26 protein-coding genes and 1 tRNA gene are annotated in these 25,024 nt (G+C 37.1%); 14 read left to right on the forward strand and 13 right to left on the reverse strand.

Features of this window, described 5'->3' with window-relative positions:
* Positions 1-6: 6 nt before the first annotated feature.
* A complete protein-coding gene (locus ACX0HA_RS06630; protein WP_458844487.1) occupies positions 7-525 on the forward strand; it encodes a DinB family protein in 519 nt (172 codons plus the stop codon).
* 26 nt (positions 526-551) lie between these two features.
* Here the strand turns inward: ACX0HA_RS06630 and ACX0HA_RS06635 are convergent, their stop codons facing one another.
* The 5 genes from ACX0HA_RS06635 to aroB all read right to left on the reverse strand — a co-directional run bounded on the left by ACX0HA_RS06635 (position 552) and on the right by aroB (position 5,325).
* Positions 552-1,028 (reverse strand): hypothetical protein, encoded by a 477-nt coding sequence (locus ACX0HA_RS06635; RefSeq protein ID WP_458844488.1) that lies wholly within the window; start codon positions 1,026-1,028, stop codon positions 552-554.
* Positions 1,029-1,120: 92 nt separating this feature from the next.
* Positions 1,121-1,549, reverse strand: coding sequence for a DNA primase (locus ACX0HA_RS06640; RefSeq protein ID WP_458844489.1), 429 nt, complete (start codon positions 1,547-1,549; stop codon positions 1,121-1,123).
* Positions 1,550-1,556: 7 nt separating this feature from the next.
* The gene (locus tag ACX0HA_RS06645) at positions 1,557-2,528 is read right to left on the reverse strand and encodes a deoxyhypusine synthase family protein (protein WP_317499478.1); all 972 of its coding nucleotides are present in this window, start codon (positions 2,526-2,528) and stop codon (positions 1,557-1,559) included.
* A 24-nt stretch (positions 2,529-2,552) separates the two neighbouring features.
* Positions 2,553-3,959, reverse strand: coding sequence for a type III PLP-dependent enzyme domain-containing protein (locus tag ACX0HA_RS06650; RefSeq protein ID WP_458844490.1), 1,407 nt, complete (start codon positions 3,957-3,959; stop codon positions 2,553-2,555).
* A gap of 298 nt (positions 3,960-4,257) precedes the next feature.
* Positions 4,258-5,325 (reverse strand): 3-dehydroquinate synthase, encoded by a 1,068-nt coding sequence (gene aroB / locus ACX0HA_RS06655; RefSeq protein WP_458844491.1) that lies wholly within the window; start codon positions 5,323-5,325, stop codon positions 4,258-4,260.
* Positions 5,326-5,413: 88 nt separating this feature from the next.
* Between aroB and ACX0HA_RS06660 the strand changes: the two genes are divergently transcribed.
* The 3 genes from ACX0HA_RS06660 (at position 5,414) to ACX0HA_RS06670 (ending at position 7,143) form a co-directional block, all read left to right on the forward strand.
* Entirely contained in the window at positions 5,414-6,586 is a 1,173-nt protein-coding gene (locus ACX0HA_RS06660) for a proline dehydrogenase family protein (protein ID WP_458844492.1), read from the forward strand.
* A gap of 12 nt (positions 6,587-6,598) precedes the next feature.
* On the forward strand, positions 6,599-6,976 hold the full coding sequence (locus ACX0HA_RS06665; protein ID WP_458844493.1) for a DUF4258 domain-containing protein: 378 nt from the start codon (positions 6,599-6,601) through the stop codon (positions 6,974-6,976).
* Positions 6,977-7,068: 92 nt separating this feature from the next.
* Positions 7,069-7,143, forward strand: a tRNA-Val gene (locus ACX0HA_RS06670).
* A 306-nt stretch (positions 7,144-7,449) separates the two neighbouring features.
* Here the strand turns inward: ACX0HA_RS06670 and ACX0HA_RS06675 are convergent.
* A complete protein-coding gene (locus ACX0HA_RS06675) occupies positions 7,450-7,773 on the reverse strand; it encodes a nuclear transport factor 2 family protein (protein ID WP_458844494.1) in 324 nt (107 codons plus the stop codon).
* A 21-nt stretch (positions 7,774-7,794) separates the two neighbouring features.
* On the reverse strand, positions 7,795-8,577 hold the full coding sequence (locus tag ACX0HA_RS06680) for an SDR family oxidoreductase (protein WP_458844495.1): 783 nt from the start codon (positions 8,575-8,577) through the stop codon (positions 7,795-7,797).
* A gap of 134 nt (positions 8,578-8,711) precedes the next feature.
* On the opposite strand from ACX0HA_RS06680, the gene ACX0HA_RS06685 reads away from it, so the two are divergent.
* Complete coding sequence (locus ACX0HA_RS06685; protein WP_458844496.1) at positions 8,712-9,074, forward strand: winged helix-turn-helix transcriptional regulator; 363 nt, start codon at positions 8,712-8,714, stop codon at positions 9,072-9,074.
* A 209-nt stretch (positions 9,075-9,283) separates the two neighbouring features.
* Complete coding sequence (locus tag ACX0HA_RS06690) at positions 9,284-9,667, forward strand: YegP family protein (protein ID WP_458844497.1); 384 nt, start codon at positions 9,284-9,286, stop codon at positions 9,665-9,667.
* 45 nt (positions 9,668-9,712) lie between these two features.
* On the opposite strand, the gene ACX0HA_RS06695 is transcribed toward ACX0HA_RS06690, so the two are convergent.
* The 4 genes from ACX0HA_RS06695 to ACX0HA_RS06710 form a co-directional block, all read right to left on the reverse strand.
* Positions 9,713-10,912, reverse strand: a complete 1,200-nt coding sequence (locus ACX0HA_RS06695) for an alanine dehydrogenase (protein ID WP_458844498.1) — start codon at positions 10,910-10,912, stop codon at positions 9,713-9,715.
* 56 nt (positions 10,913-10,968) lie between these two features.
* Positions 10,969-11,376, reverse strand: coding sequence for a tRNA (adenosine(37)-N6)-threonylcarbamoyltransferase complex ATPase subunit type 1 TsaE (gene tsaE, locus ACX0HA_RS06700; protein WP_458844499.1), 408 nt, complete (start codon positions 11,374-11,376; stop codon positions 10,969-10,971).
* A 17-nt stretch (positions 11,377-11,393) separates the two neighbouring features.
* Positions 11,394-12,947, reverse strand: a complete 1,554-nt coding sequence (gene porX, locus ACX0HA_RS06705) for a T9SS response regulator signal transducer PorX (protein WP_458844500.1) — start codon at positions 12,945-12,947, stop codon at positions 11,394-11,396.
* Positions 12,948-13,150: 203 nt separating this feature from the next.
* Complete coding sequence (locus ACX0HA_RS06710) at positions 13,151-13,426, reverse strand: hypothetical protein (protein ID WP_458844501.1); 276 nt, start codon at positions 13,424-13,426, stop codon at positions 13,151-13,153.
* A 193-nt stretch (positions 13,427-13,619) separates the two neighbouring features.
* On the opposite strand from ACX0HA_RS06710, the gene ACX0HA_RS06715 reads away from it, so the two are divergent.
* The 8 genes from ACX0HA_RS06715 (at position 13,620) to sucD (ending at position 21,100) form a co-directional block, all read left to right on the forward strand.
* Entirely contained in the window at positions 13,620-14,864 is a 1,245-nt protein-coding gene (locus ACX0HA_RS06715) for an HD domain-containing protein (protein WP_458844502.1), read from the forward strand.
* A gap of 23 nt (positions 14,865-14,887) precedes the next feature.
* Positions 14,888-15,910, forward strand: coding sequence for a UDP-3-O-(3-hydroxymyristoyl)glucosamine N-acyltransferase (gene lpxD / locus ACX0HA_RS06720; protein WP_458844503.1), 1,023 nt, complete (start codon positions 14,888-14,890; stop codon positions 15,908-15,910).
* Positions 15,911-15,922: 12 nt separating this feature from the next.
* Positions 15,923-17,311: a bifunctional UDP-3-O-[3-hydroxymyristoyl] N-acetylglucosamine deacetylase/3-hydroxyacyl-ACP dehydratase gene (locus ACX0HA_RS06725; protein WP_458844504.1), complete on the forward strand. Its 1,389-nt coding sequence runs from the start codon at positions 15,923-15,925 to the stop codon at positions 17,309-17,311.
* A 10-nt stretch (positions 17,312-17,321) separates the two neighbouring features.
* Positions 17,322-18,110: an acyl-ACP--UDP-N-acetylglucosamine O-acyltransferase gene (lpxA, locus tag ACX0HA_RS06730; protein ID WP_458844505.1), complete on the forward strand. Its 789-nt coding sequence runs from the start codon at positions 17,322-17,324 to the stop codon at positions 18,108-18,110.
* Between the two features lie 55 nt (positions 18,111-18,165).
* A complete protein-coding gene (efp, locus tag ACX0HA_RS06735; RefSeq protein ID WP_458844506.1) occupies positions 18,166-18,732 on the forward strand; it encodes an elongation factor P in 567 nt (188 codons plus the stop codon).
* Between the two features lie 85 nt (positions 18,733-18,817).
* Positions 18,818-19,741, forward strand: coding sequence for a UDP-3-O-(3-hydroxymyristoyl)glucosamine N-acyltransferase (locus ACX0HA_RS06740; RefSeq protein WP_458844507.1), 924 nt, complete (start codon positions 18,818-18,820; stop codon positions 19,739-19,741).
* A gap of 6 nt (positions 19,742-19,747) precedes the next feature.
* Positions 19,748-20,110 carry a nuclear transport factor 2 family protein gene (locus ACX0HA_RS06745; protein ID WP_458844508.1) on the forward strand — a complete coding sequence of 121 codons (363 nt, stop codon included), beginning with the start codon at positions 19,748-19,750 and terminating at the stop codon, positions 20,108-20,110.
* Positions 20,111-20,227: 117 nt separating this feature from the next.
* Positions 20,228-21,100, forward strand: a complete 873-nt coding sequence (gene sucD, locus ACX0HA_RS06750; protein ID WP_458844509.1) for a succinate--CoA ligase subunit alpha — start codon at positions 20,228-20,230, stop codon at positions 21,098-21,100.
* Between the two features lie 53 nt (positions 21,101-21,153).
* On the opposite strand, the gene ACX0HA_RS06755 is transcribed toward sucD, so the two are convergent.
* Both ACX0HA_RS06755 and ligD read right to left on the reverse strand, forming a co-directional pair.
* Complete coding sequence (locus tag ACX0HA_RS06755) at positions 21,154-22,347, reverse strand: S41 family peptidase (protein ID WP_458844510.1); 1,194 nt, start codon at positions 22,345-22,347, stop codon at positions 21,154-21,156.
* A 36-nt stretch (positions 22,348-22,383) separates the two neighbouring features.
* On the reverse strand, positions 22,384-25,020 hold the full coding sequence (gene ligD / locus ACX0HA_RS06760) for a DNA ligase D (RefSeq protein WP_458844511.1): 2,637 nt from the start codon (positions 25,018-25,020) through the stop codon (positions 22,384-22,386).
* Positions 25,021-25,024 lie beyond the last annotated feature (4 nt).

Consider the following 25,024-nt stretch of genomic DNA (forward strand, 5'->3'; position numbering starts at 1 on the left):
TAATTTATGAAAATTACAGATATACAATCTGACGAATATGCGCCTTATCAGGAATCCTATATAAAGTTAGTTGACAGTGCTTATAGCCTTGTCGAGGAACTTGAAATTAGTGTGCACAACTTTATCCATTTCGTGAGGGAAATCCCAATGGATAAATATGATTACCGTTACGCTGAAGGCAAATGGACAATTAAGGACATCATTCAACACCTTATAGATTCCGAAAGGATATTTGCCTACAGGGCTTTACGTTTTTCGCGTGGCGATGAGACTCCTTTACCTGGATTTGATGAAAATACATATGCTGATATTGCACATGGCAATGACAGGAGTATAAACGATCTGCTTACTGAAATGTCGGCTTTGCGTCATGCTAATATTATGATGTTCAAATCCTTTAAAGCAGATGATCTTATGAGAAAAGGTACCGCTTCAGGATATACGGTATCTGTCAGGGCTTTTGGCTTTTTGATTATAGGCCATCAAAACCATCACATTAAAATTTTTAAGGAAAGATATTTATAAAAAAAGCCACTTTAAAGTGGCTTTTTTTATTTAGGACAGTCTGCTTTATTGACAAATAAAGAAGAAGTGTTTTTTATATTTTTATAACGGTATACACCGTCATCACCTTCGATCATTTCGCCAAATTTTATACCGGCTTTATTGTTTTCGAGTGTAAAGATTATTTCTTCTTGTGATGTTTGACCTTCGGCCATTGCTGTACCTACAGCGGTAACTGTATTACCTACGATTCTGCCTTTAAAAATTGTTGTCTTTTTATCTTTTTCAAAAGGTATAGATTTGTAAGTGCCGGATATGTTCTCGCCATTTTTTATAACGGTCAGGATCAAAGTGTCTTTGTTTACAATCTGAGAAAAACATAACTCTTCGTTTTCTGCAAGTTCCTCTTTAGAGGGTTTTTCAATTTTTGTTTCTTCAATAACCGTTTCGGTCTTTTCTTCTTTTTTTTGGCAAGAGGTAAATATAACCAGGGCAGAAGCCATTAATAGGATATTAGATTTCATTATGGATGTTTCTTTTTTATAAAAGTAAGATATAACGAACAAAAAAAGAACTCTGTTAAGAGTTCTTTATATAAATTTAAAGATGTAATGAATTAATCTTCGTCTTCATCCTCATCATCTTCAGCATCATTGTAGTCACGATCTTCATCCTCATCGTCGTCTTCGTCTGCATCATCTCCATCAGAATCCTCAGAATCACTTTTTTCGCGTGTTTCTTTTTCATCATCAGCATCGTCATCGTCGTCGTCACCGATTTCAAGATCTTTTAATGGATCAATATCATCAGATGAATCATCAATATCCTCATCATCATAATTTTCAATCCTGTCAGCAAGCTTAGTACTTACTTTAACAAGATAGATGGTGTCTTCCGTTCTAACTTCTACAGCTTCAATAGTTTCATTTTTGGCATTCTTAAAGCGTATGATGTTCGAATCATCATATCCGTCAGGAAATTTCTCAACCAATAAGGTAAGAATTTCATTAGTTAGCTTGGCGTAGTCAACTATAACTCTTTTCATAAATCTATTATAAATCTAATAAGTAAGCAAAAATAAGAGGGGCAACAATAGTTGCATCAGATTCAATTATAAATTTAGGGGTGTTTATATCAAGCTTACCCCATGTAATCTTTTCATTTGGCACAGCACCTGAATACGAACCATAGCTGGTTGTTGAATCAGATATTTGGCAGAAATAACTCCAGAAAGGAACATCATGCATTTCCATATCCTGGTAAAGCATAGGTACAACACAAATAGGGAAATCTCCTGCAATACCTCCACCAATCTGGAAGAAACCTACACCTTTGCTGCTGTTTTTTGTGTACCAGTCAGCAAGAAATGTCATGTATTCAATACCCGATTTCATCGTAGAAGCCTTAAGTTCTCCTTTAATTACGTATGATGCGAAGATATTACCCATCGTACTGTCTTCCCATCCTGGTACAATAATAGGTAAATTTTTCTCAGCTGCAGCATACATCCAGCTATCTTTAAGGTCAATTTCATAATATTCTTCCAATACTCCTGAAAGAAGCATCTTATACATGAATTCATGCGGAAGATAACGTTCGCCTTTGTCATCAGCATCTTTCCATATCTTGTGAATATGCTTTTGAAGACGACGGAAAGCTTCGTGTTCAGGGATACATGTGTCAGTAACACGGTTAAGTCCTCTTTCTAAAAGATCCCATTCCTCTTGCGGAGTAAGATCTCTATAGTTTGGTACACGCTCATAATGAGAGTGTGCCACAAGGTTCATTATATCTTCTTCAAGGTTAGCTCCAGTACATGAAATAATTTGTACTTTATCCTGACGGATCATTTCGGCGAAAATTTTCCCAAGTTCTGCCGTACTCATCGCTCCTGCGAGCGTTACCATCATTTGGGCACCATCCTGAAGCTGTTTTTCGTAGCCTTTAGCGGCATCCACAAGCGCAGCACTGTTAAAGTGCAGGTAGTACTTTTCAATAAACTGGCTAATTGGTCCTTTGCTCATTGTTATCGTATTTAAATTCAAGTATTATTTCTTTTCTCTGTTGTAACCTAAAATTGCCAGTACCTCTTCAGCCTGTTGTTGCTCAGAGAAAATCTCTGTGGCAAGTATGCCGTTTTCGTCCCTGTCAATAAGTATATGCTTAGGCTGGGGGATAAGGCAGTGGTGTAACCCTCCATAACCTCCAATAGTTTCCTGGTAAGCCCCTGTATTAAAGAAACCAATATAAAGAGGCTTCTCTTTGTTATATTTCGGCAGGTATATGGCATTCATATTCTGCTCAGAGTTGTAATAGTCATCACTATCACATGTCATGCCTCCCAGTAAAACCCTTTCATACTGGTCATTCCATCTGTTTACTGCAAGCATAATGAAACGCTTATTGATAGCCCATGTATCAGGAAGTGTTGTAATGAAAGATGAATCGATCATGTTCCATTTTTCCCTGTCATTCTGTTGTTTTTGGTAAAGCACCTGATAGATGGCTCCTCCGCTTTCTCCAACAGTAAACGATCCAAATTCAGTAAAGATGTTTGGTACCGGTACTTCAGCATCATCACATGCAATTTTTATCTGATTAAGTATCTCATCAATCATGTACTGGTAGTCGTATTCGAATGCCAGTGAATTTTTAATAGGGAATCCGCCTCCAATGTTAAGGCTGTCCAGGCTAGGGCATTCTTTTTTAAGGCTTACATAAACCTTAAGACATTTCACAAGCTCATTCCAATAATAAGATGTATCCCTGATCCCTGTATTAATAAAGAAGTGAAGCATTTTAAGCTCAACTTTCTTATTTTCATGTATTTGTTTCCTGTAAAAAGGAAGGATATTCTTGTAACCAATTCCTAAACGAGACGTATAGAATTCAAACTTAGGTTCTTCCTCAGCTGCGATACGGATACCGATTTTGAACTTACCGTTGATCTGTTCCTGTAACAGGTCAAGTTCTTCGTAGTTGTCAATAATTGGTATTGTTCTGCTGTGACCGTTATTGATAAGCCTAGCGATATTCTCTACGTAGGCATCTCTTTTAAAGCCGTTGCATATCACGTAAGTATTCTTGTTGATCTTTCCTTTCTCAAGAAGTTTCTCAACAATGTTTACGTCGAATGCAGCTGACGTTTCAATATGGATATTGTTTTTAAAAGCCTCATCCATGATATACTCAAAGTGAGAGCTTTTTGTACAATAGCAGTAGTAATATTTACCTTCGTACTTATTTTTCTCCATAGCATTCCTGAACCAGCCTTTAGCTTTACGGATGTTATTGGAAATGGCAGGCAAATAGGTGAACTTTAATGGCGTACCATATTGTTCTACCAGTTTCATCAAATCGATGTTGTGAAACTGAAGGTTGTCTTTGTTAAGTGTGAATTCTTCCTGTGGGAAGTAAAAAGTCTGGTTTATAAGGTCGAAATATTTTGTGTTCATTTGAAAAGAATAGATAAATATGATTATAAAAATAAGATTTATTCCTAAGATTATAACCTGATTTTCAAACTCTTATATTCGCGTATATAATCTGCAGCTTTTCCCGGCAGGTGTTTTCGTTATAGAATACCGACATGTCCGCAATTCTGCGTATAGCAAACACAGAACTGCTTGCTTCTGCAAAAGCCTTTAATTTACTGATAGTCCCAAAAAGGGAAAACATGCTTCGGTTCATTTTCATCACGGCAAATGTAAAAAATATTACTTCGTATTTAAAAACAAATCTCTTAAAAAATTGTTACGTTTTATAGTCTTCAAACCCTTTGATAATCAGTGAATTTTGAACGGTTTTCCCAATAACTGTTTTTCCAATTTTTTCTAAGAGTACAAATTGAACCTCACCTGACACATTTTTTTTATCGTGAACAAGCAATTTAATGATTTCTGAGACGTCATTATCGTCAAAATCTACTTTCTCAAAAATATCGTTGATTATGTTTTTTATTTCAGCGAACTCTTCTTTTGTGATTAGACCTGTTTCTAAAGAAAGATACGATTCAATGATCATTCCTATAGCAATTGCTTCGCCATGCAACAAGGTTTCTCTTTCAGTATTATCTAAAAAGTACGATTCTATTGCATGACCAATAGTATGTCCAAAATTAAGTGCCTTACGTATTCCTTTTTCTGTTGGATCCTGTTCTACAATAGAGTTCTTGATCACTATTGAGTCGTAGATCAGTTTACCCAGATCATCAGTAGTTAAATTGCTTAGGTCTGAGAATTGTTTCCAGTAATTTTTATCGGCAATGAGTCCATGCTTAAGCATTTCGGCAAGGCCTGAACGCATTTCGTTTGAGGGGAGTGTTTCAAGAAAAGTAGTATCGACCAGCACGGCTGCCGGATTGTTGATTACACCTATCTGGTTCTTCAGAACACCAAGATCTACACCGGTTTTACCACCTACTGATGCATCTACCATAGCTAGCAGGGAAGTAGGAACATTAATAAAATCAACACCTCTTTTAAAGGTGGACGCAACAAAACCGCCTAAATCTGTAACTACGCCGCCTCCCAGATTGATGATAACACTTTTACGGTCGGTACCTAGCTCTGTCAACGCATGCCACACTTCAATACATGTTTCTATGGATTTATTGCTTTCGCCGGCTTCAATTTCAATGATCTCAATAGGAAGGTCTGTAACTACCTGTGCTAGAAAATTAGGGAGGCAGTATTGTGATGTATTAGTATCTGCTATAATGAATAAAGACGAATAATTTTCGCGCAATAAAACTTCCTGTAAAAAGGAATAACAATCGTCATTAAAGTAAATGGCATAGTCAGATGTTTTGAGAGCTTCCATAATTTTGATTAAAGAAAAAGCAAAATAAGGTAATTATTACTATAAATTCTTGAGTAGTCTCTATATTTGCACAAATTTTTTAAAGACAATGGAAAAAATCTTCAATAATACTGCCGATGCTTTTGCGCTTAAAAGCGATACTGAACTTGACAGGGCTTATTTTCTATTTAAAATGATAGCTTCCCAGCCATTGGTAAGGATAGGTACAGCAGTAACCAATTTTGCGCTTAATCTTCATCTTCCGGTAGAGGGGCTTATCAGGGCTACAGTTTTTGATCATTTTTGCGGAGGCACTACAGAAGAAGACTGTCTGCCTGTAGTAGACAAAATGTTCACTAAAGGAGTTTCTTCTGTTCTGGATTATTCAGTAGAAGCAAAAGAAGATGAGTCGGAATTTGACAAAGCATTAGAAAAGACATTAAAAACCATTGAATTTGCAAAAGAAAGGCAAGCAATACCGTTTGCTGTTTTTAAACCAACAGGTTTCGGAAGGTTTGACCTTTGGGTTAAACTTGGTGAAGGAAAAACTTTTACCGCTGATGAAACAACAGAATGGAATAGGGTAGTGGAGCGTTTTGAGATCGTATGCAAAACTGCTCATGATAATGATGTAGCCCTTCTTATTGATGCTGAAGAAAGCTGGATGCAGGATGCTGCCGATAATCTGGTTGCTGATATGATGCGCAAATACAATAAGAACAAAGCAATTGTTTACAATACGCTTCAGATGTACCGCTGGGACAGGCTTGATTATCTTAAAAAACTTCATGAGCAGGCAAAAGCTGAAGGTTTTCATATAGGTATGAAAATTGTGAGGGGCGCTTATATGGAGAAAGAAAACAAGCGTGCTGAAGAAATGGGGTATCCTACACCAATATGCGTTTCAAAAGAAGCTACGGACATTAATTATGACGCTGCAATCTTATATATGATAGATCATATTGATAGTATGGCCATCTTTGCAGGAACGCATAACGAAGACAGCTCTTATAAACTAATAGAGCTAATGAAGCAAAAAGGCATAAGTGCTAGCGATGAGAGGATATTCTTTGGACAGCTTTATGGTATGAGTGACAATATAAGCTTCAATCTTGCAGCTCATGGTTATCATGTTGCAAAATACCTTCCGTTCGGACCGGTAAGAGATGTTATGCCATACCTTATAAGAAGGGCAGAGGAGAACACTTCTGTTGCTGGACAGACAAGCCGTGAACTAAACCTTATCAGTGCTGAAAGAAAAAGAAGAAAACTTCAGGACTAAATATATTATCAAATGAAATTAAAACACAGAATAGCTTATTATATTTTTGGACTTACCCTTGGGTTTTTCCTGGTTGCTTTTGTATTTACCAAACGCGGACAGGATTTCTGTTACCTGCCAAATTGCAGGGTCCTTAAAGATTTTAAAGCAAAGGGACTTGTTATATCTAAAGAAGCGCAGAACAGGTTAAATGAGAAATGGGTAACGATGGATGATATTCAAAGCAGCCTTGAAAACGGAAATGTTGATTTTTCTAAAAGCAATAAGCCAAATCCGGGTGGAGGTAAGATTTATATAATTGAATCTATAACAGCTAATAATGAACCTGTTATCCTCGAAATTGTAAACTTTAGTGATAAAGCAGTTTTGAAAGACATAAAAAAACAGTAATTTTTTTCTCAAAAGTCTTGCAAATACAAATACTAAGCGTATATTTGCACCCGTAATAAGGAACTAAATAACAGTAACGAATTACGGAAATAGGGCGATTAGCTCAGTTGGTTCAGAGCATCTCGTTTACACCGAGAGGGTCGGGGGTTCGAATCCCTCATCGCCCACAAGAAAAGCCGAAACGCAAGTTTCGGCTTTTTGCTTTTCAAAAAAGTGCGGAAAGATTTCTTTCAAGAACTTTTCTGAAAAACAAAAGTAACCTGACTTTAGTAAGGTTGGGCTTTTCTTGTAGCATTAATACTCCTTGGAATGAACGAAGTTAATCCTTATCGCCCACAAGAAAAGCTTCAGTGAAAACTGAAGCTTTTTTATTTTAAGATACTTTCTCAAGATAATCTCGTTTTACCAATAAATCTGGGCTCTCGTGATATCTATGGAACTCAATACCCACACAAAGACAAATAATTTATTTTTTAATCTGTTACTTTTAAATGTTGAATTTGTCCATCAACAATATCAAAATGAAATTTCAATGTAATCGGGCTTCCGGGAAATGTACCCGAACACGCTGCAGATAAGATACTCGTTGTACCATTTTCAGTATATTCAAGGGGTTGCATCACTGATTGGTACTTTTTGTTTGCCTCGTCTATCATGTGCTGGATTTCAACCCTTTCTTTATGGGTCATACCTTCATCAAGCATTACCCCGGTTTCTGAAAAACAATTGGCATAGGCAACACTGTCGAATTCGTTCTGCGCTTTTATCAAATCAATTATTACTTTTGGTAAGTTCATTGTTATTATTTTTAAAGATTATTAAATTGTGGGTACTGTACCACCATCGATTATAAATTCTGTTCCTGTCAAATAACTGGCTCTTGGTGAAACAAGGAAACCAACTAATTCAGCTACTTCTTCCGGTTCGGCAGGCCTGCCATAAGGTATTCCGCCCAATGCATCCATAACACTTTGTTGAGCTTCTTGTACAGTACTATTTGCGTTTCTTGCAATTTCACCCAGCCAGGCTTTCGATGCTGTTGTATTTATCCATCCCGGTGAAACAGTTAGTACTCGAATACCTTTAGGCGCAACTTCATTTGATAAACTTTTACTATAATTTATCAATCCTGCTTTTGCAGCAGCATAAGGCAAAGTAGAATCATATAGCGGTAATTTACCTTGAATAGAAGCTATGTGAATAATAACACCACTTTTTTTATCTAGCATTTGTGGTAAAAATCTCCTGTCCAGTCGAACAGGAGCCAGCAAATTAGCTTGCAGGGTTGATTCCCAATCTTCATCTGTTAATACGCTAAAGCCGCCTGCGGGTGTTGCTGAAGAACCAAGGTTGTTTACAAGAATATCCAGTCTCCCGTAAGTCGACAGCACTTCTTCAACTACTTTTTGTGATCCTTCTGCCTTACTTAAATCGGAAGAAATGAAATGTAGCTTACTGTTTTCTTTTTCCGGAGCATTCCTTGCGGTAATAATTACAGTAGCACCCGCTTGCAGCAGTCTTTCTGAAATTGCCTTTCCGGCTCCTTTTGTACCTCCTGTCACTAAGGCAATTTTTCCTGATAATTCATTTTGATAATCCATCTTATGTTATATTTAAATTTCTTTGTACAAATCTCGGGAGTACGTTAATTCCTCACAAGTACGGAGTTACGATTCATATAGGGATAAATTATTCCCCTATTGCACAGATTGGTATATACGTTTACTTTTGTAATATGTATGAGAGAAAAACATTACCTAATTTGAATTGTGGTCTTGACCTGATAGGTGAAGTACTTTACGGCAAATGGAAGATACGCTTGCTTTGGTTTATTGATCAGGGACACAAACGCCCAAGTGAATTGCAGCGTAAAATACCTGATGCTTCACGCAGGGTTTTAAATATTCAGTTGAAGGAATTAGAGGAACATGAACTTGTCTCAAAGATTATTTACCCTGTTGTGCCTCCTAAAGTCGAATATAACCTGACAGATTTTGGAAAAACATTAATCCCTGTAATTTCAGCAATCGGGAATTGGGGAGATGAGCATGAAGAGCGTTTACGGTCGCTCATTTTAAAGCGTTTAGATGAAAATTAAGATGTAAAAGAAATAAATCGTCATTCTTTCATCAAAAAACTTTTTTCTCTTATTGGAGAAATTATATTGTTCTTTAAATAAATACTTTATGGTGCTTCTTGCTTATTATTTGTTTATAACTCTTAATTTCTTCCTGCTTATGCACTTTTAAACTCCTTCAATTTTCCTTAGCTTTGAAGTGTAAACAAACTAATACAGGTAGAAGAAATATGGGGATGTTTGTAATCAGCAAACGATTTAACGGTGAATATAAATTTGTATTTACATCGAGAAAGGGAAAGACAATCTTTACCAGTATCAGCTGTAAGCAAAAGTCTGATTGTGAACTCATGATTGGCGGAATCAGGGATAATATGGCCTTATTTGCTTTTACCAAAAACACGGCAACTTCAGGTAAATATTTCTTCAGGTTGTCAAAAGGCGGGCTGGTTTTGGCTACAAGCCGTAAATACTCAACAGAATTAAGACTTAAAAAAGGTATTGATGAAATTACGAAATACGCTCCTGTAGCGGAAACGCTTGATTTTTCTGAAAATGATTTTGTCTTTCCTGATGCTGAAGAAATTTTTGGAGAGGCAGAACGAACCGAATAATTGAGACAAAACAAAGAAGCTTCAGTCATACTGAAGCTTCTTTGCTTAAAATGCTATAAGATTGATATCCCTGTAGTTTAGGGAAAACCATTCTCCTATCGATCTGTTGGTTAATATGCCGTGATAGTAATAAATACCATGCTTTAATCCCGCATTGCAGCGTATAGCGCTTTCAATACCTCCGTCATCGGCCATTTGTAACAGGAAAGGACTAATAATGTTACTTATGGACATTGATGCTGTTTTAGAGTAACGTGATGGGATATTGGGTACGCAATAGTGTATAACGTTATTTTTAACGAAAGTAGGCTTCTCGTGAGTAGTCACCTCTGAAGTTTCAAAACAACCACCGGTATCAATGCAAACATCAATAATTACCGCTCCTTTTTTCATGTGTTCGACCATAGTCTCACTAACGATTATGGGAGTACGATTCTTACCTTTCATTGCACCTATCGCTACATCGCATCGCATAAGTGCTTTTAGCAGTGATTTTTCCTGTATTGTAGAAGTGAAGATACGCTGATTAAGGTTATTCTGAAGTCGTCGAAGCTTGTTTATGGAATTATCGAAGACTTTTACACTTGCACCTAAACCTAACGCAGTTTTTGCCGCAAATTCAGCAACTGTTCCCGCACCTATAATAACTACCTCAGTCGGTGGTACCCCAGTGATGTTACCCATCAGCAGGCCTTTTCCTATTTTTTGGTTGATCATCAATTCAGCAGCAATAAGTACCGAAGCTGTACCGGCAATCTCACTAAGCGATTTTACAGCAGGGTAGGAACCGTCTTCATCCTTAATGAACTCAAAGGCAAGTGCAGTGATTTTTTTTGTCGCCAGTGCCTCAAAATATTCTTTTTTTTGCGTTTTTAGCTGTATCGCTGAAATGATAAGCGTCTGAGGGTTCATCATTTCAATTTCAGCAACACTTGGCGGCTCGACTTTTAAAATGACCGGACAGCCAAATACCTTTTTGGTATCCTGTGTTATTTCGGCACCTGCTTCGCTGTAGTCTTTATCGCTATAACTTGAGCTAAGGCCTGCACCGGCTTCAATCATCACGCGATGGCCATGTGCAGTAAGTGAATTTACAGCATCAGGGGTAAGGCATATCCTTCTTTCCTGGTATGATGTCTCTTTTGGTATACCTATAAAAAGTTCACTCTTTTGGCGCTCAATTTCAAGTTTCTCTTCCTGCGGCAGCAATTGCTGTTTTGTAAAGGGTGTTAATGACAATGACATGGTTCGGTTTGGTATATTTTTGCTCTAATTTACGAAAAAAACTGAAGGGTACTTAACTATTTTACAGTAAGATGACGCCGCCCATCAGGCAGTTGTTTTATGGTTATGGATGTATGATCTATAGGAATTAGATTCGGTGTTTTTTCAGGCCATTCTATAAGGCATAGATTACCTGAATAGAAATATTCATCAAGTCCCATATCATAACCTTCTTCTTCAGTATTTATGCGGTAAAGATCAAAATGATACAATATCTCACCATCACCGGTTTCATACTCATTTACAAGCGAAAATGTAGGGCTTGACGTCATGTCTTTTACGCCAAGCTTACGCGCAATGGCTTTAATGAATGTAGTCTTACCTACACCCATACCGGCATGAAAAAGAATTGTTTTTTTTATGTTTTGCGCCAAAACCTGTTCGGCAGCTGCATCTATTTCCTCTAAAGAAAATGTGATTTCCATATATAATAAAGGGGGTATTATTTAGGGTTGAATACAAGGAACGGAATGATCATCTCTTCAAGGGATATTCCTCCATGCTGATAGCTGTTCCTGTAATAGCTTACATAATGGTTATAATTATTCACATAAGCCAGGAAATGGTCGTTTTTGGCAAATATGAATGAGCTGCTCATGTTTATCGTAGGCAACTGAACCGATTTTGGATCTTTAACGTGGTATACGTCACGATCCTCAAATGTCAGGCTGCGGCCTGTCTTGTACCTCAAATTCAGGCTGGTATTCTTGTCGCCTATTACCTTGCTTGGGTTTTTAACATTTATTGTACCATGGTCCGTAGTCAGTATAAGTTTCATACCCATTTGCTGGGCTTGCTGTATCATTTCCAATAATGGCGAATTCCTGAACCAGCTTAAGGTAAGAGAACGGTATGCCTTATCGTTAGACGCAAGCTCCTTAACAACATCCATTTCTGTTTTGGCATGAGAAAGCATATCTACAAAGTTATATACTATTGTAGTAAGGTCATTATCCTTAAGTCCTTTGAAATTATCTACAAGCTTTTTACCGTCTTTAAAATTGGTTATTTTATAGTATTCTTGTTTAAGGTTGCTTAAGCCAAGTCTTTTTAGCTGTTCAGTAAGAAAATCGGCTTCATATAGGTTTTTACCACCTTCTTCAACATCATTTTTCCAGTATTGAGGATATTTTTTTTCCATTTCCAGAGGTGTAAGACCCGAAAAGATGGCATTTCGTGCATACTGGGTAGCTGTGGGGAGAATAGAGTAGAAGGGAGCTTCTTTTTCCAGCTTGTAATGATTGTTTACTACACTTTCAAATGCTTTCCATTGGTCATAGCGCAGATTATCAATTACAACAAAAAGTATAGGCTGTTTCTTTTTCAGTTCCGGCACAACAAGTTCTCTGAAAAGATTATGCGATAGCACAGGCTTATCAGCTTTGGGATCAAACCAGTCTTCGTAATTTTTTTCTATAAACTTACCAAATTGGGAGTTAGCTTCAACTTTTTGTGATTCAAGAATCTCAACCATGCTTTGGTCTTCAATGTTTTCAAGCTCAAGTTCCCAAAAGATGAGTCTTTTGTACATATCGATCCACTCTTCCCAGGAATTCACCATTCCCATATCCATGGCAATTTTGCGGAATTCTTTTTGGTAATCCAGTGTGGTTTTAGAAGAAACCAAACGTGAATGGTCAAGGTTCTTCTTAAGTGAAAGCAATATCTGATTTGGATTCACAGGCTTAATAAGATAATCGGCAATCTTAGAGCCTATAGCATCTTCCATGATGTATTCTTCTTCACTTTTTGTGATCATTATCACAGGCACTGAAGATTTTTTCTCTTTTATCATGGTAAGTGTTTCAAGCCCACTAAGCCCTGGCATGTTTTCATCAAGAAAAACAATATCAAAGTTTTCCTGATCAAATATATCAAGTCCGTCTTGTCCATTATTTGCCGTTGTGACCTTATAGTTCTTCTTTTCAAGGAAAAGAATATGAGGTTTTAGCATGTCTATCTCATCGTCAACCCAAAGTATCTTGATCTCATTCATATGAGTAAAATTTCGTTTCTTAATTAATCCTGCAAGTTAGTGGAAAGTAAGGAAATTAATCCTAAATTTTTAATAAAAATAGCTGAGTAATAAACAGCTATTTTACTGTTTTATTGCTATCCCGTTTTTTAAAGAAAAAAAGCCCTGCAGATATGATCTGCAGAGCTCTCCTTCAATAACCTAAGTAACAAAAAATAACGTTATTATTGTTTGCCAGGCCGTGTTGAAGCCTTTTTAGCAGATGAATTATTATTTTTTGGTGCGTTCTTTTTATCATCTGCTTTTATTTTATCTTCCTTGAGCGCTTTTTTTGCGTCTTCATGTTTTTTGCGTTCTTCTTCAGCCATTCGTGCGTCCTTTTCAACCTGTGCCTGAGTTACCGCTACCGGCTGTCGTTCTGTTTTATCCTGTTCTTCCTGTGCTGTAGCAAGTAAAGTAAATCCAAAAAAAGCAAATAGTGTAAATAGTGTGGTTTTCATGGTGTGATGTATGATTACTATCGTAAAATTAGGTATTATGTTCTTATACAGTTAAGTAGTTGTAATGATTAACCTATGTTTAACTCTTTTTTATTAATTTACGTTAAGGCATCTTGGATAAGCTACTTAAAAAAGGCTAATTTCGGGATTTTACCACTATGTTAATTAGTATATTTGTGTAAAATTTGTACCTGTGGGCGAAATCAACAAGCTAAAAATATTAAATGACCCAATTTATGGGTTTATAACAATTACAAACCCGCTGGTTTATGATCTTATCCAGCACCCATACTTCCAGAGACTTCGCCGTATTTCGCAAATGGGTATGTCCTATTTGGTTTATCCCGGGGCGCATCATACGCGTTTTCACCATGCTCTTGGCTGTATGCATATTATGCAAAAGACCATTCAGGTACTAAAGTTTAAAGGTACAGAAATTAGCGAGGAAGAAGAAACAGCACTTAATATTGCAATACTGCTTCACGACATAGGTCACGGCCCGTTTTCGCATGCAATGGAACATAGTATTGCAGAGAGCGTTCACCACGAGGCTATTTCATTATTGTTCATGAACAGGCTTAATGAATTGTTTGATGGCAAATTGACACTTGCCATACAAATATTTAAAGGTGAATATCACCGTCATTTTATGTTGCAGCTTATTTCAAGCCAATTGGATATGGACAGGATGGACTACCTTAAAAGGGATAGTTTTTATTCGGGTGTGGCCGAAGGGAACATTAATTCTGAAAGACTTATCCAGATGTTCGATGTTCAGGATGATATGCTGGTGATAGAAGAGAAGGGCATTTATTCGGTAGAAAAATTCCTTGTTGCCAGAAGGTTGATGTACTGGCAGGCTTACCTTCACAAAACTAGTGTTGCTGCCGAGCTTATCATGACAAAAATATTAAAGCGCGCTAAAGAACTTACCCAAATGGGTATACAGTTACCTGCAAGTGAACCTTTGTTGTATTTTATGCAAAACAAGGTTACCCTTGATGATTTTAATGACGAAATACTAAATAAGTTTTCTTATCTCGACGATTTTGATATTATCAGTGCTGTAAAATCATGGCAGTTCAATGACGATTATGTTTTAAGAGAATTGAGTAAGATGATCATAAATCGTGATCTTCTTAAAATAAGAATGCGCTCTGAAAAAGTAAGTAAAGAAGAAGTAATTACTTTATTGAAAAGGTTTGCAGAAATATCCGGCTTAACAGAAAGAGAAGCAGAATATTTTGTCTTTAGAGGTAAAATCAAAAACCAGGCCTACAATAAAACAGGGGAACCAATACATATTTTAAAGAAAGACCGTACAATCGAAGATGTTGTAGAAGCCTCTGACCAATTGAATTTAAAGGCTTTATCCAAGCCCGTCACGAAGTATTATTTGTGTTTTCCAAAAGTGCTTTTAGAGGGCGCAGCAATTTAATTAAATTTTATATTTTTGTCGGGATGAAATTTACAGCAGAACAAATAGCAGGCATACTGGAAGGTGAGGTTGTGGGTAATCCGCAGGCCGAGGTCTATAAGCTGGCCAAAATTGAAGAAGGAACGATTGGATCCCTTACTTTTTTAGGGAATCCTAAGTATCAATCATACATATATTCTACAGAGGCTACAATTACAATCGTTAACAGGTCTTTTGAGCCTGAAGGCAATATTATTACTACTTTAATCAAAGTTGATGATGCGTATGCGTCATTTTCTAAGCTTCTTGAATACTACAATCAGGTCAAACTGATGAAGTCCGGTATAGAACAGCCTTCTGTAATTTCTGAAGGAGCTAGTTATGGAGATAATCTTTATCTTGGCAGCTTTTGTTATATTGGTAAAAATGTAAAGATTGGCGACAATGTAAAAATATACCCAAATACTTTTGTAGGTGACAATGTAACGATTGGCGATAATACAATACTGTTTGCAGGTGTGCGTATTTACTCTGAAACCGAAATAGGAAACGGATGTACAATTCATTCCGGAGCAATAGTAGGATCCGATGGTTTTGGTTTTGTACCAAATGATGAAGGTGTTTACAGCAAAATCCCACAAATAGGGAATGTTATACTTGAAGATAATGTAGATGTAGGGTCTTGTACGACAATAGACAGGGCTACTTTAGGCTCTACAATTATAAAAAAAGGCGTAAAGCTTGATAATCAGATACAGATTGCGCATAATGTTATTATTGGTGAAAACACAGTTATAGCATCTCAAACAGGGGTAGCCGGTTCAACGAAGATCGGAAGCAATTGCGTTATCGGCGGACAGGTAGGTATCGTTGGACATATAACCATTGGCAATGGTGTCAGGATTCAGGCACAATCAGGTGTTGGAAAAAGTATTCCTGATGGTGAAATCATACAGGGAAGCCCGGCATTAGGTTATAATGATTTTAATAAATCGTATGTTCATTTCAGAAACTTCCCTAAGATTGTAGCTGAAATAGATGAGCTAAAGCAACAAATAAAACAATAAACAACAGATATAATGGTTAAACAAACCACAATCAAAAGTGAAATATCGTTAAAAGGAGTTGGACTGCATACAGGTAAAGAAGTTACCATGACTTTCAAGCCGGCACCGGTAAACAATGGATTTACTTTTGTAAGGGTAGATTTAGAAGGACAGCCTATTGTTGAGGCGGATGCCAATTATGTAGTTAATACCCAAAGAGGAACAAATCTTGAGAAAAAAGGTGTTAAGATTCAAACATCTGAACACGTGCTTGCAGCATTTGTTGGTTGTGATGTAGACAACGTAATAATTGAGCTAGATGCTTCTGAACCACCAATAATGGATGGATCATCTAAATTTTTTGTTGAAGCTATTGAAGCTGTAGGTGTTGAAGTACAGGAGGCGGAACGTAAAGTATATGTTGTAAGAGAAGTTATTTCATATACCGATGAAGCAACCGGCAGTGAGATAATTGTTATGCCTGCAGATGATTACCAGGTAACTGCTATGGTTGATTTCGGTACCAAAGTACTGGGTACTCAAAATGCGACACTTAAAAGCATGGGCGATTTTAAAGAGGAAATCGCTTCTTCACGTACATTCAGTTTCCTGCATGAACTTGAAGCCCTTTTAAATAATGGGCTTATCAAAGGAGGAGACCTTAATAATGCTATTGTTTATGTAGATAAAGAAATATCTGCAGAAACTATGGAAAGCCTTAAGGTTGCTTTTGGTAAAGATAATATTACTGTAAAACCAAACGGTATTCTTGATAACCTTACCCTTCATCATCCAAATGAAGCTGCACGTCACAAATTGCTTGATGTTATTGGTGACCTTGCACTTATTGGCATGAGAATAAAAGGAAAGGTTATTGCAAACAAACCGGGGCATTTTGTTAATACCCAGTTTGCTAAAAAAATGTCTAAAATCATTAAAATCGAAGAACGTAATCAGGTGCCGGTTTATGACCTGCATAAAGAACCTTTGATGGATGTGAACAAAATAATGAGCATGTTGCCTCACCGTCCGCCATTTTTACTGGTGGATAAGATCCTTGAGATGAGCGACAACCATGTAGTAGGTTTAAAGAATGTGACCATGAACGAAAGCTTTTTCGTTGGCCACTTCCCGGGTGCTCCGGTTATGCCTGGTGTACTTATAGTAGAAGCCATGGCACAGACAGGCGGTATCCTTATATTAAGCTCTGTGCCTGATCCGGAAAACTATCTTACTTATTTTATGAAAATTGACAATGTGAAGTTTAAGCATAAAGTGCTTCCTGGTGATACACTTGTGTTTAAATGTGACCTGATCTCACCAATCCGCAGAGGGATTTGCCACATGCAGGCAAATGCTTATGCTAATGGAAAACTTGTTGCTGAAGCCGAACTAATGGCTCAGATTGTCAAAAACAGCTAAACAAAAAATTATGAATCAACCATTAGCATATGTACATCCGGGCGCAAAAATCGCTAAAAATGTAGTGATCGAGCCTTTTACCACCATCCATAATAATGTGGAGATAGGTGAAGGAACCTGGATAGGTTCAAATGTAACGATTATGGAAGGTGCCAGAATAGGCAAGAACTGTAATATATTCCCTGGTGCAGTAATATCTGCAGTTCCTCAGGATCTTAAATTTGGAGGTGAAGATTCGCTTGCTATAATAGGAGATAACTGTACTATTCGTGAGTGCGTTACCATTAATAGAGGTACTATTGCTTCAGGACAAACCGTAATAGGTAAAAATTGTCTTATCATGGCTGCAGCACACGTAGCCCATGACTGTCACATTGGTGATAATGCAATCATTGTAAACGGTGTACTTCTTGGAGGTCACGTTACAATTGGTAATTACGCTATTATTGGCGGATTGTCTGCAGTGCATCAGTTTATCAGTGTTGGTGATCATGCAATGATCTCCGGCGGATCTCTTTTAAGAAAAGATGTACCTCCATTTACCAAAGCTGCTAAAGAGCCTTTATCTTATGTAGGGATTAACTCTGTGGGTCTTAGAAGAAGAGGTTTTACTCCTGAAAAAATAAGGGAAATACAGGAGATTTACAGAATATTATATCAAAAAAATTACAACACAACTCAGGCATTAAGCATTATTGAAGCTGAGATGGAGGCTACTCCGGAACGTGATGAGATCATTATGTTTATCAGGAATTCTTCGAGAGGGGTAATGAAAGGGTATACAGGTATTTATAATTAACAATTAGAGTATTTCTCTACATAAGTTACATACAACATAATATAATTTAACAGAAATGGCAAGTACATCAGATATCAGAAACGGATTATGTATTAAGTTTAACCACGACATATACAAGATCATTGAATTCCTTCACGTGAAACCGGGTAAAGGGCCTGCTTTCGTAAGAACTAAACTTAAAAGCCTTACCAATGGTAAAGTTTTAGATAATACTTTCTCTGCAGGACACAAAATTGACGATGTAAGAGTTGAAACTCACAAGTTCCAGTTTTTGTATGCTGAAGGCGATCAGTTTAACTTCATGCATGTTGAGACCTATGAGCAAATATCATTACATAAAGACATCCTTGATGCTCCGGACCTTCTAAAAGAAGGCGAGAATGTTATGGTTATTTGGAATACCGAAACTGATGCACCTCTGTCTGTAGATATGCCTGCTTCTGTAATCCTTGAGGTTACTTATGCTGAGCCGGGAGTTAAAGGTAATACAGCAACAAATGCTACCAAACCTGCTAAAGTTGAGACCGGTGCAAATGTTAATGTACCATTGTTTATCAATGAGGGCGATAAAATTAAAATTGACACGGCTACAGGCCACTACATGGAGCGTGTAAAAGAATAGTTTATTTTGTAGGTCCGGTTATTTGATTATTTGTACATTGGCAATGTAAATAACCGGATTGCAATAAACCAAAGAAACATACTAAATGAAATTCCCAAATGTTTATCCTTTAAAGGAGATTGCTGCTCTTATTAGCTGCGATTATGTGGGTGAAGATAATTTCCCTGTTCATGGTATGAATGAAATTCATGTTGTTGAGCCAGGGGATATTGTTTTTGTAGACCATCCTAAATATTATGACAAAGCACTTCAATCGGCAGCAACAATTGTTTTGATCAACAAGCAGGTTGAATGCCCTGAGGGTAAAGCATTATTGGTTAGTGATGATCCATTCAGGGACTTTAATAAGCTAACCAGGCACTTCAAGCCATTTCAGTCTTCAAACACTTCTATTTCAACAACGGCTAAAATAGGAGAGGGGACGGTAGTACAGCCAAATACATTTATTGGTAACAATGTAACTATTGGAAAAAACTGTCTTATACATTCTAATGTAAGTATCTATGATAATACGATCATCGGAGATAATGTTATAATCCATGCCGGAACTATTCTGGGAGCGGATGCTTTTTATTATAAAAAACGTCCTGAAGGATTTGATCAGCTTTTGTCAGGCGGAAGGGTTATCATTGAAAATAATGTAGGCATTGGAGCCCTTTGTACTATTGACAAAGGTGTAACCGGTGATACTACTATAGGTGAAGGAACCAAAATTGATAACCAGGTACAGATAGGCCACGATACCGTAATCGGTAAAAAATGCCTTATTGCTGCACAGGTTGGTATTGCAGGCTGCGTAGTTATTGAGGATGAAGTTACATTTTGGGGACAGGCAGGAACAACAAGCGGAATCACTATAGGTACTAAAGCGGTAATTCAGGCCCAATCAGGCGTTAGTAAATCGCTTGAAGGCGGTAAAGTATATTTTGGTTATCCTGCTGAGGAAGTACGCGAAAAACTTAAGCAATTAGCATATATAAAACGTATACCTGAACTGTTTAAAAAATAAATAATAATGAGTGCAAAAGAACTTGTATCGGAGTATTATAATTCAGGCGCTTTCAGGTCAGAAGAAGGTATGAAAAACTATCTTCATGAAGAACTTGTCCTGCAATGGCATAGTTCAAAAGGTTACTTACAGCTTGAAAAGAGCGATCTGCTCACTTTGGCTGCCGAACTGGATAAGTCGTACTCTGCTTCAAGACTTAACATTACTCATACTATTGCAGAAGGTGATAGTGTTACGGTGCGCTATACACATTATGTGAACCCGATTGAAAACCCAAACGAAGAAGTGGTTCTTGCAAATTTTGTGGTTATATGGGAAATAAAAGACAATAAGTTTTACCGCGGCTATCTTATGAGTCAATTGGGCTAAGCCGTATATTATCTTTTCGTAAAAATATCTTTATAAAAGTCGCACAAAGCTTTAATTATATTTTACAAAACCCTATTTTTGCAACACGATTTTAAAAAATAATTTAAAAAATATATCATGAGTGTTTTAGTTAATAAAGATTCCAAAATAATTGTTCAGGGATTTACAGGTAGCGAAGGTACTTTCCATGCTACTCAAATGATAGAGTACGGTACTAACGTTGTAGGTGGTGTTACACCTGGTAAAGGTGGTACTACACACTTAGACCGTCCGGTATTCAACACTGTTAAAGATGCAGTGGATATCGCTGGTGCTGATACAACTATCATTTTCGTTCCGCCGGCTTTTGCTGCTGACGCAATTATGGAAGCTGCTGAAGCAGGTATCAAAGTAATTATCACGATCACTGAAGGTATTCCTGTTGCAGATATGATCAAAGCTTATGACTATATTCAAGGTAAAGACTGTCGTTTAGTTGGTCCTAACTGTCCGGGTGTTATTACTCCTGGAGAAGCTAAAGTTGGTATCATGCCGGGCTTCGTATTCAAAAAAGGCAAAGTTGGTATCGTTTCTAAATCAGGTACTCTTACTTATGAAGCTGCTGACCAGGTTGTAAAACAAGGTCTTGGTATCACTACAGCTATCGGAATTGGTGGTGACCCAATCATTGGTACTACTACTAAAGAAGCTGTTGAACTTTTAATGAACGACCCTGAAACTGAAGCGATCATCATGATCGGTGAAATTGGAGGTCAATTAGAGGCTGATGCTGCTAAATGGATCAAAGCTGATGGTAACAGAAAACCTGTAATCGGATTTATCGCTGGTGAGACTGCTCCTAAAGGACGTACAATGGGTCACGCAGGTGCAATTGTTGGTGGTGCTGATGATACAGCTGAAGCTAAAAAACGTATTATGAGAGATAACGGTATCCACGTTGTTGACTCTCCTGCTGAGATCGGTAAAAAAGTAAAAGAAGTATTAGGTTAATCTTAATATGATTCTGATTCAAAATAGTAAGGCTGTCCTGTTGGCAGCCTTTTTTATTTAGCTAAATTCAATGCTCTGAGATATGTTTCATCACTATTGGCAGTTTGATATTTGATTATATAATCTTCGCGTGGTGTACCATTTATATGATACATTCTTTCAATAGGAATCTGATAGCCGATATTAGTCTGTGACGTTCTGAAAGTATAGATAGCGCCTATAAGTCCGGCCATTTTTGTTCCGGTAATTTTAGCACGTTTCATCCCGTCAAATCCAATAGCCATTCCTTCTCCCATACTACCCGTCCAATGCCCAACCATAACGACAACCTTATTTTTATAGGTTATTTTTCTTGGTGAAACATATTCAACCCAACTTCTTACAGTGCCAAATTCCTTTTCATTAATCTGATGCTTTTGGTATGGAAGTTCTTTATCTGTAAATCTTCCCATAATACCCCTTGCAACAGTGGTATTTCCTCCGCCCGGAGTATCTGTAAGATCCAAAATTATAGATTTGGTATTCATCAAGGCATCTATTGTTTTGTCAAATTCTACAATAAGATTATTTTCTCCTAATGAATTATTGATTTTTATGTACCCAATATTTCCCTCTAATATCTTATAATCGACTAATGAATTGGCTGTAACGTTGTTTTTTGAATCATCTGGAATTATTATGGTTTCAAGGCGGTCTTTTATTATTGTAATTTCACGGGGTTTGTCGCGTGTACCTGCCAATAGCATATTTACTGCATAGGAATACATGCTGTCATCATAAACAGAAGCATATTTTGGAAGGAATTTTTGAAATTCCTCTTCAATAAGTTTCCCATTGAATTCAACGATTTGCATTCCTGATTTAATACCTGATAATTCGGCGGCTGAATTTTTCTTTACATCGGTTACAAAAAACAAATTGTCTTTCTTTTCTACGAATATATCCTGCCCACTAGGAATTATTCTGTTAGATGTGTAAAGGGCTGTATTAAGGCTAACGTGACCATTATGAAGTTCATGAGTAACCTGTTCAAGGAAAGAGATAAATTCACTGTCACTATTAATATTTTTGGATAATGGAAGATAAATTTCTTTCACCCTGTTCCAATCAATACTTTGTTTTTCAAAATAGGCATAATTGTTATTATAGTCTGCCCAAAACTCTAAGAAATCTGCTTCATATTTGTTTTGTGAAATGCAGGGAACACTGCAGATAAATAAACCTGCAAGAATGATTTTTCTGAACATTGTTTTTATTTTCTTACAAATATATAAAAACTGTGTCTATTCGCTTAGTTTATCAAGAACTGCTTTAAGGTCAATTGCGTTATCAAAAAAATCTTCCCATAGGTCTCCTTTTTCTTTGACTCTTTTTGGTAGCGTTTTAATAGTGTAATCTTTAAGGTCAAAGGTGTCAGTTAATTCATCCCATTCTAAAGGTGTACTGGCTGTAGCTCCTTCGCGGGGACGAAGTGAGTAGGCGCAGGCCATGGTTTTTCCTTTACCGTTTTGAAGAAAATCCAGGTATATCTTACCTATACGGTTCTTAGGCATTCGTTCAAGGCTTGTGATTTTAGGCAATGCTTTATGAACAGCCTCACTGATGATATGTGAAAAATCCCTTGTCTGATCATACGTATATTTAGGAAGTACAGGTATAAATACATGAAGGCCTTTTCCTCCGGATGTTTTAAGATATCCTTTAATATTGAGGCTATCCAGTATCTCTTTAACTTTTTTTGCTGTGCTAACCAGGTCTTTAATCGTTGCTTTATTTGGATCAAGATCAAAAATGATATAATCAGGATTATTGATGTTCCCTATGCGGCTACTCCACGGATTGATTTCTATACATCCGAGATTTGCCATATACATCAATGTTTCTTTGTTATTGCAGATAAGATACTCAATGCTTTCTCCATTGGAAGAAGATTTGATCTTTCTTGTTTTAGCCCATGACGGTGCTTTGCCAGCCATATCTTTTTGGAAAAAGCCCTCACTTTTTATACCATCGGGTGTACGACGCAATGATTGTGGTCTGTCTTGAATATATTTTAATACATATTCGGCCATTTCATCGTAGTACGCTATTACATCGCCTTTTGTATATCCTTCTGCTGGCCAGAATATCTTATCAGGATTGGTTATTTCTACTTTTTCAGTATCAAAACCTTTCAACGGCTTAATGTTGTCAGTTTCCTTTTTCACCTTTTTTGATTTAGAACTTTTTACTTCTTTTGCAGTTTTTTGTTTGGGAATTACCTCTTCAGTCCTAACTGCTTTATCCCGAGCAACATCTTTCGGCTTTTTATCTGTTCGCAGTCCTATAAATACCGGATGCCGGAGGCTGCCTGTTTCTGTCCATTCCGAATATTTTACCTGTGCAACCAGTTCAGGTTTTATCCAGTGTGCCCCGGGTTCTTTAGGCTTTGATTTAAAGTGAGAGGTGTTACTTTCCAGTTTTATAAGTTTGGTGTGCATATCTTTAAGCGATTCTTCATTAAAACCCGTACCTACTTTTCCCGAATAGATAAGATCACCATCTTGATAATAGCCAAGGAGAAGGGAGCCAAAACCGCTTCGGGAACCTTTCGGTTCAGTATAACCGCCAATAACCATTTCCTGTTCCTTAGTTACTTTGATTTTAAGCCATTCTTTCGAACGTTTGTTTATATGGTAAGCAGAAGTGATTTTCTTTGCGATAAGCCCTTCGCTGCCTTTTTCTCTGGCATCTGCCAAAGCTTTTGTTCCTTTGCCAATAATATGATCAGAATATATGATATTGTCAATCTTTGGCAAAAGTGCTTTCAATATTCTTTTTCGCTGTAGCAATTCTAATGAAGTGAGGTCGTAACCATTGAAATATAAGATGTCAAATACATAACATTTTAGTTTTCCTTTGTCAGGATTGTCCTGATAGTACTGCAGCCATTGAAAGTTGCTTTTTCCGTTTGTATCTTCAACCACAATTTCCCCATCCAGGATCATGTCATCGTTTATGATTCCAAAAGCTTCAACCAATGATTTGTATTTAGAATTAAAAGACAGTCCATTACGGGATAATAATTCAACTTTTCCTTTATGTATTTTTATCAAGGCGCGATAGCCATCATATTTGTTTTCAAATACCCATTCATCGTTGTCAAATATCTCATCGGCGAGAGTTGCAAGTTGCGGTTTCCATTCTTTTGGAAAAGTTTTAAGAACTTTGGCATCGGCAACATCTTCGGCTGTAAAAGTAGGAGAGGAGGCTTTTTTACCTGATGTCTTTCTTGCTTCTTCTGTAAGAATGTCATTATCATCGTCAGATGAATTTTTCTTTTCCCCTTTATTACTTTGCCATGTTTTCGATTTTTTATCGTTTTCAATTTCCTCTAATGTTCGCCTCGTTATTACAGAATGCTGGTCAAATTCTATTTTATCTGCATATTCATCTTTACCTTTCATCAGGAGCCATTCATCCTGTTTTCCGCTCATTCGTACAAGATGGTAAGAGCCTTTTAGTTTTTTACCACTCATTACGACCTTAATATTTCCTTCCATATGCATTTTGCGAAGCATTTTTTCGCTTTCTTCAACATCATCTGAGCCTTCAGCCAGAAAAGTACCCGTATCCCAAACCATAACAGTGCCACCACCATATTGTCCTTTTGGAATAGTTCCTTCAAAATCAATATAATCCATAGGGTGATCTTCCACATGCATCGCAAGACGTTTAATCGACGTGTCTGAACTGGGGCCTTTGGGTACGGCCCAACTTACCAAAACACCATCAATCTCGAGTCGCCAGTCATAATGCAGGCGGGAGGCATCATGTTTCTGAACAACAAAATGAAGTTGTTTTCCTGTTGTTTTGACTTTACCTTTTGGTTCGGCCGTTTTTTTGAAATCCCTTTTCCTGTTATATTCAGATAATTTCATAAAA

The sequence above is a fragment of the Flavobacterium hauense genome, assembly GCF_054457175.1.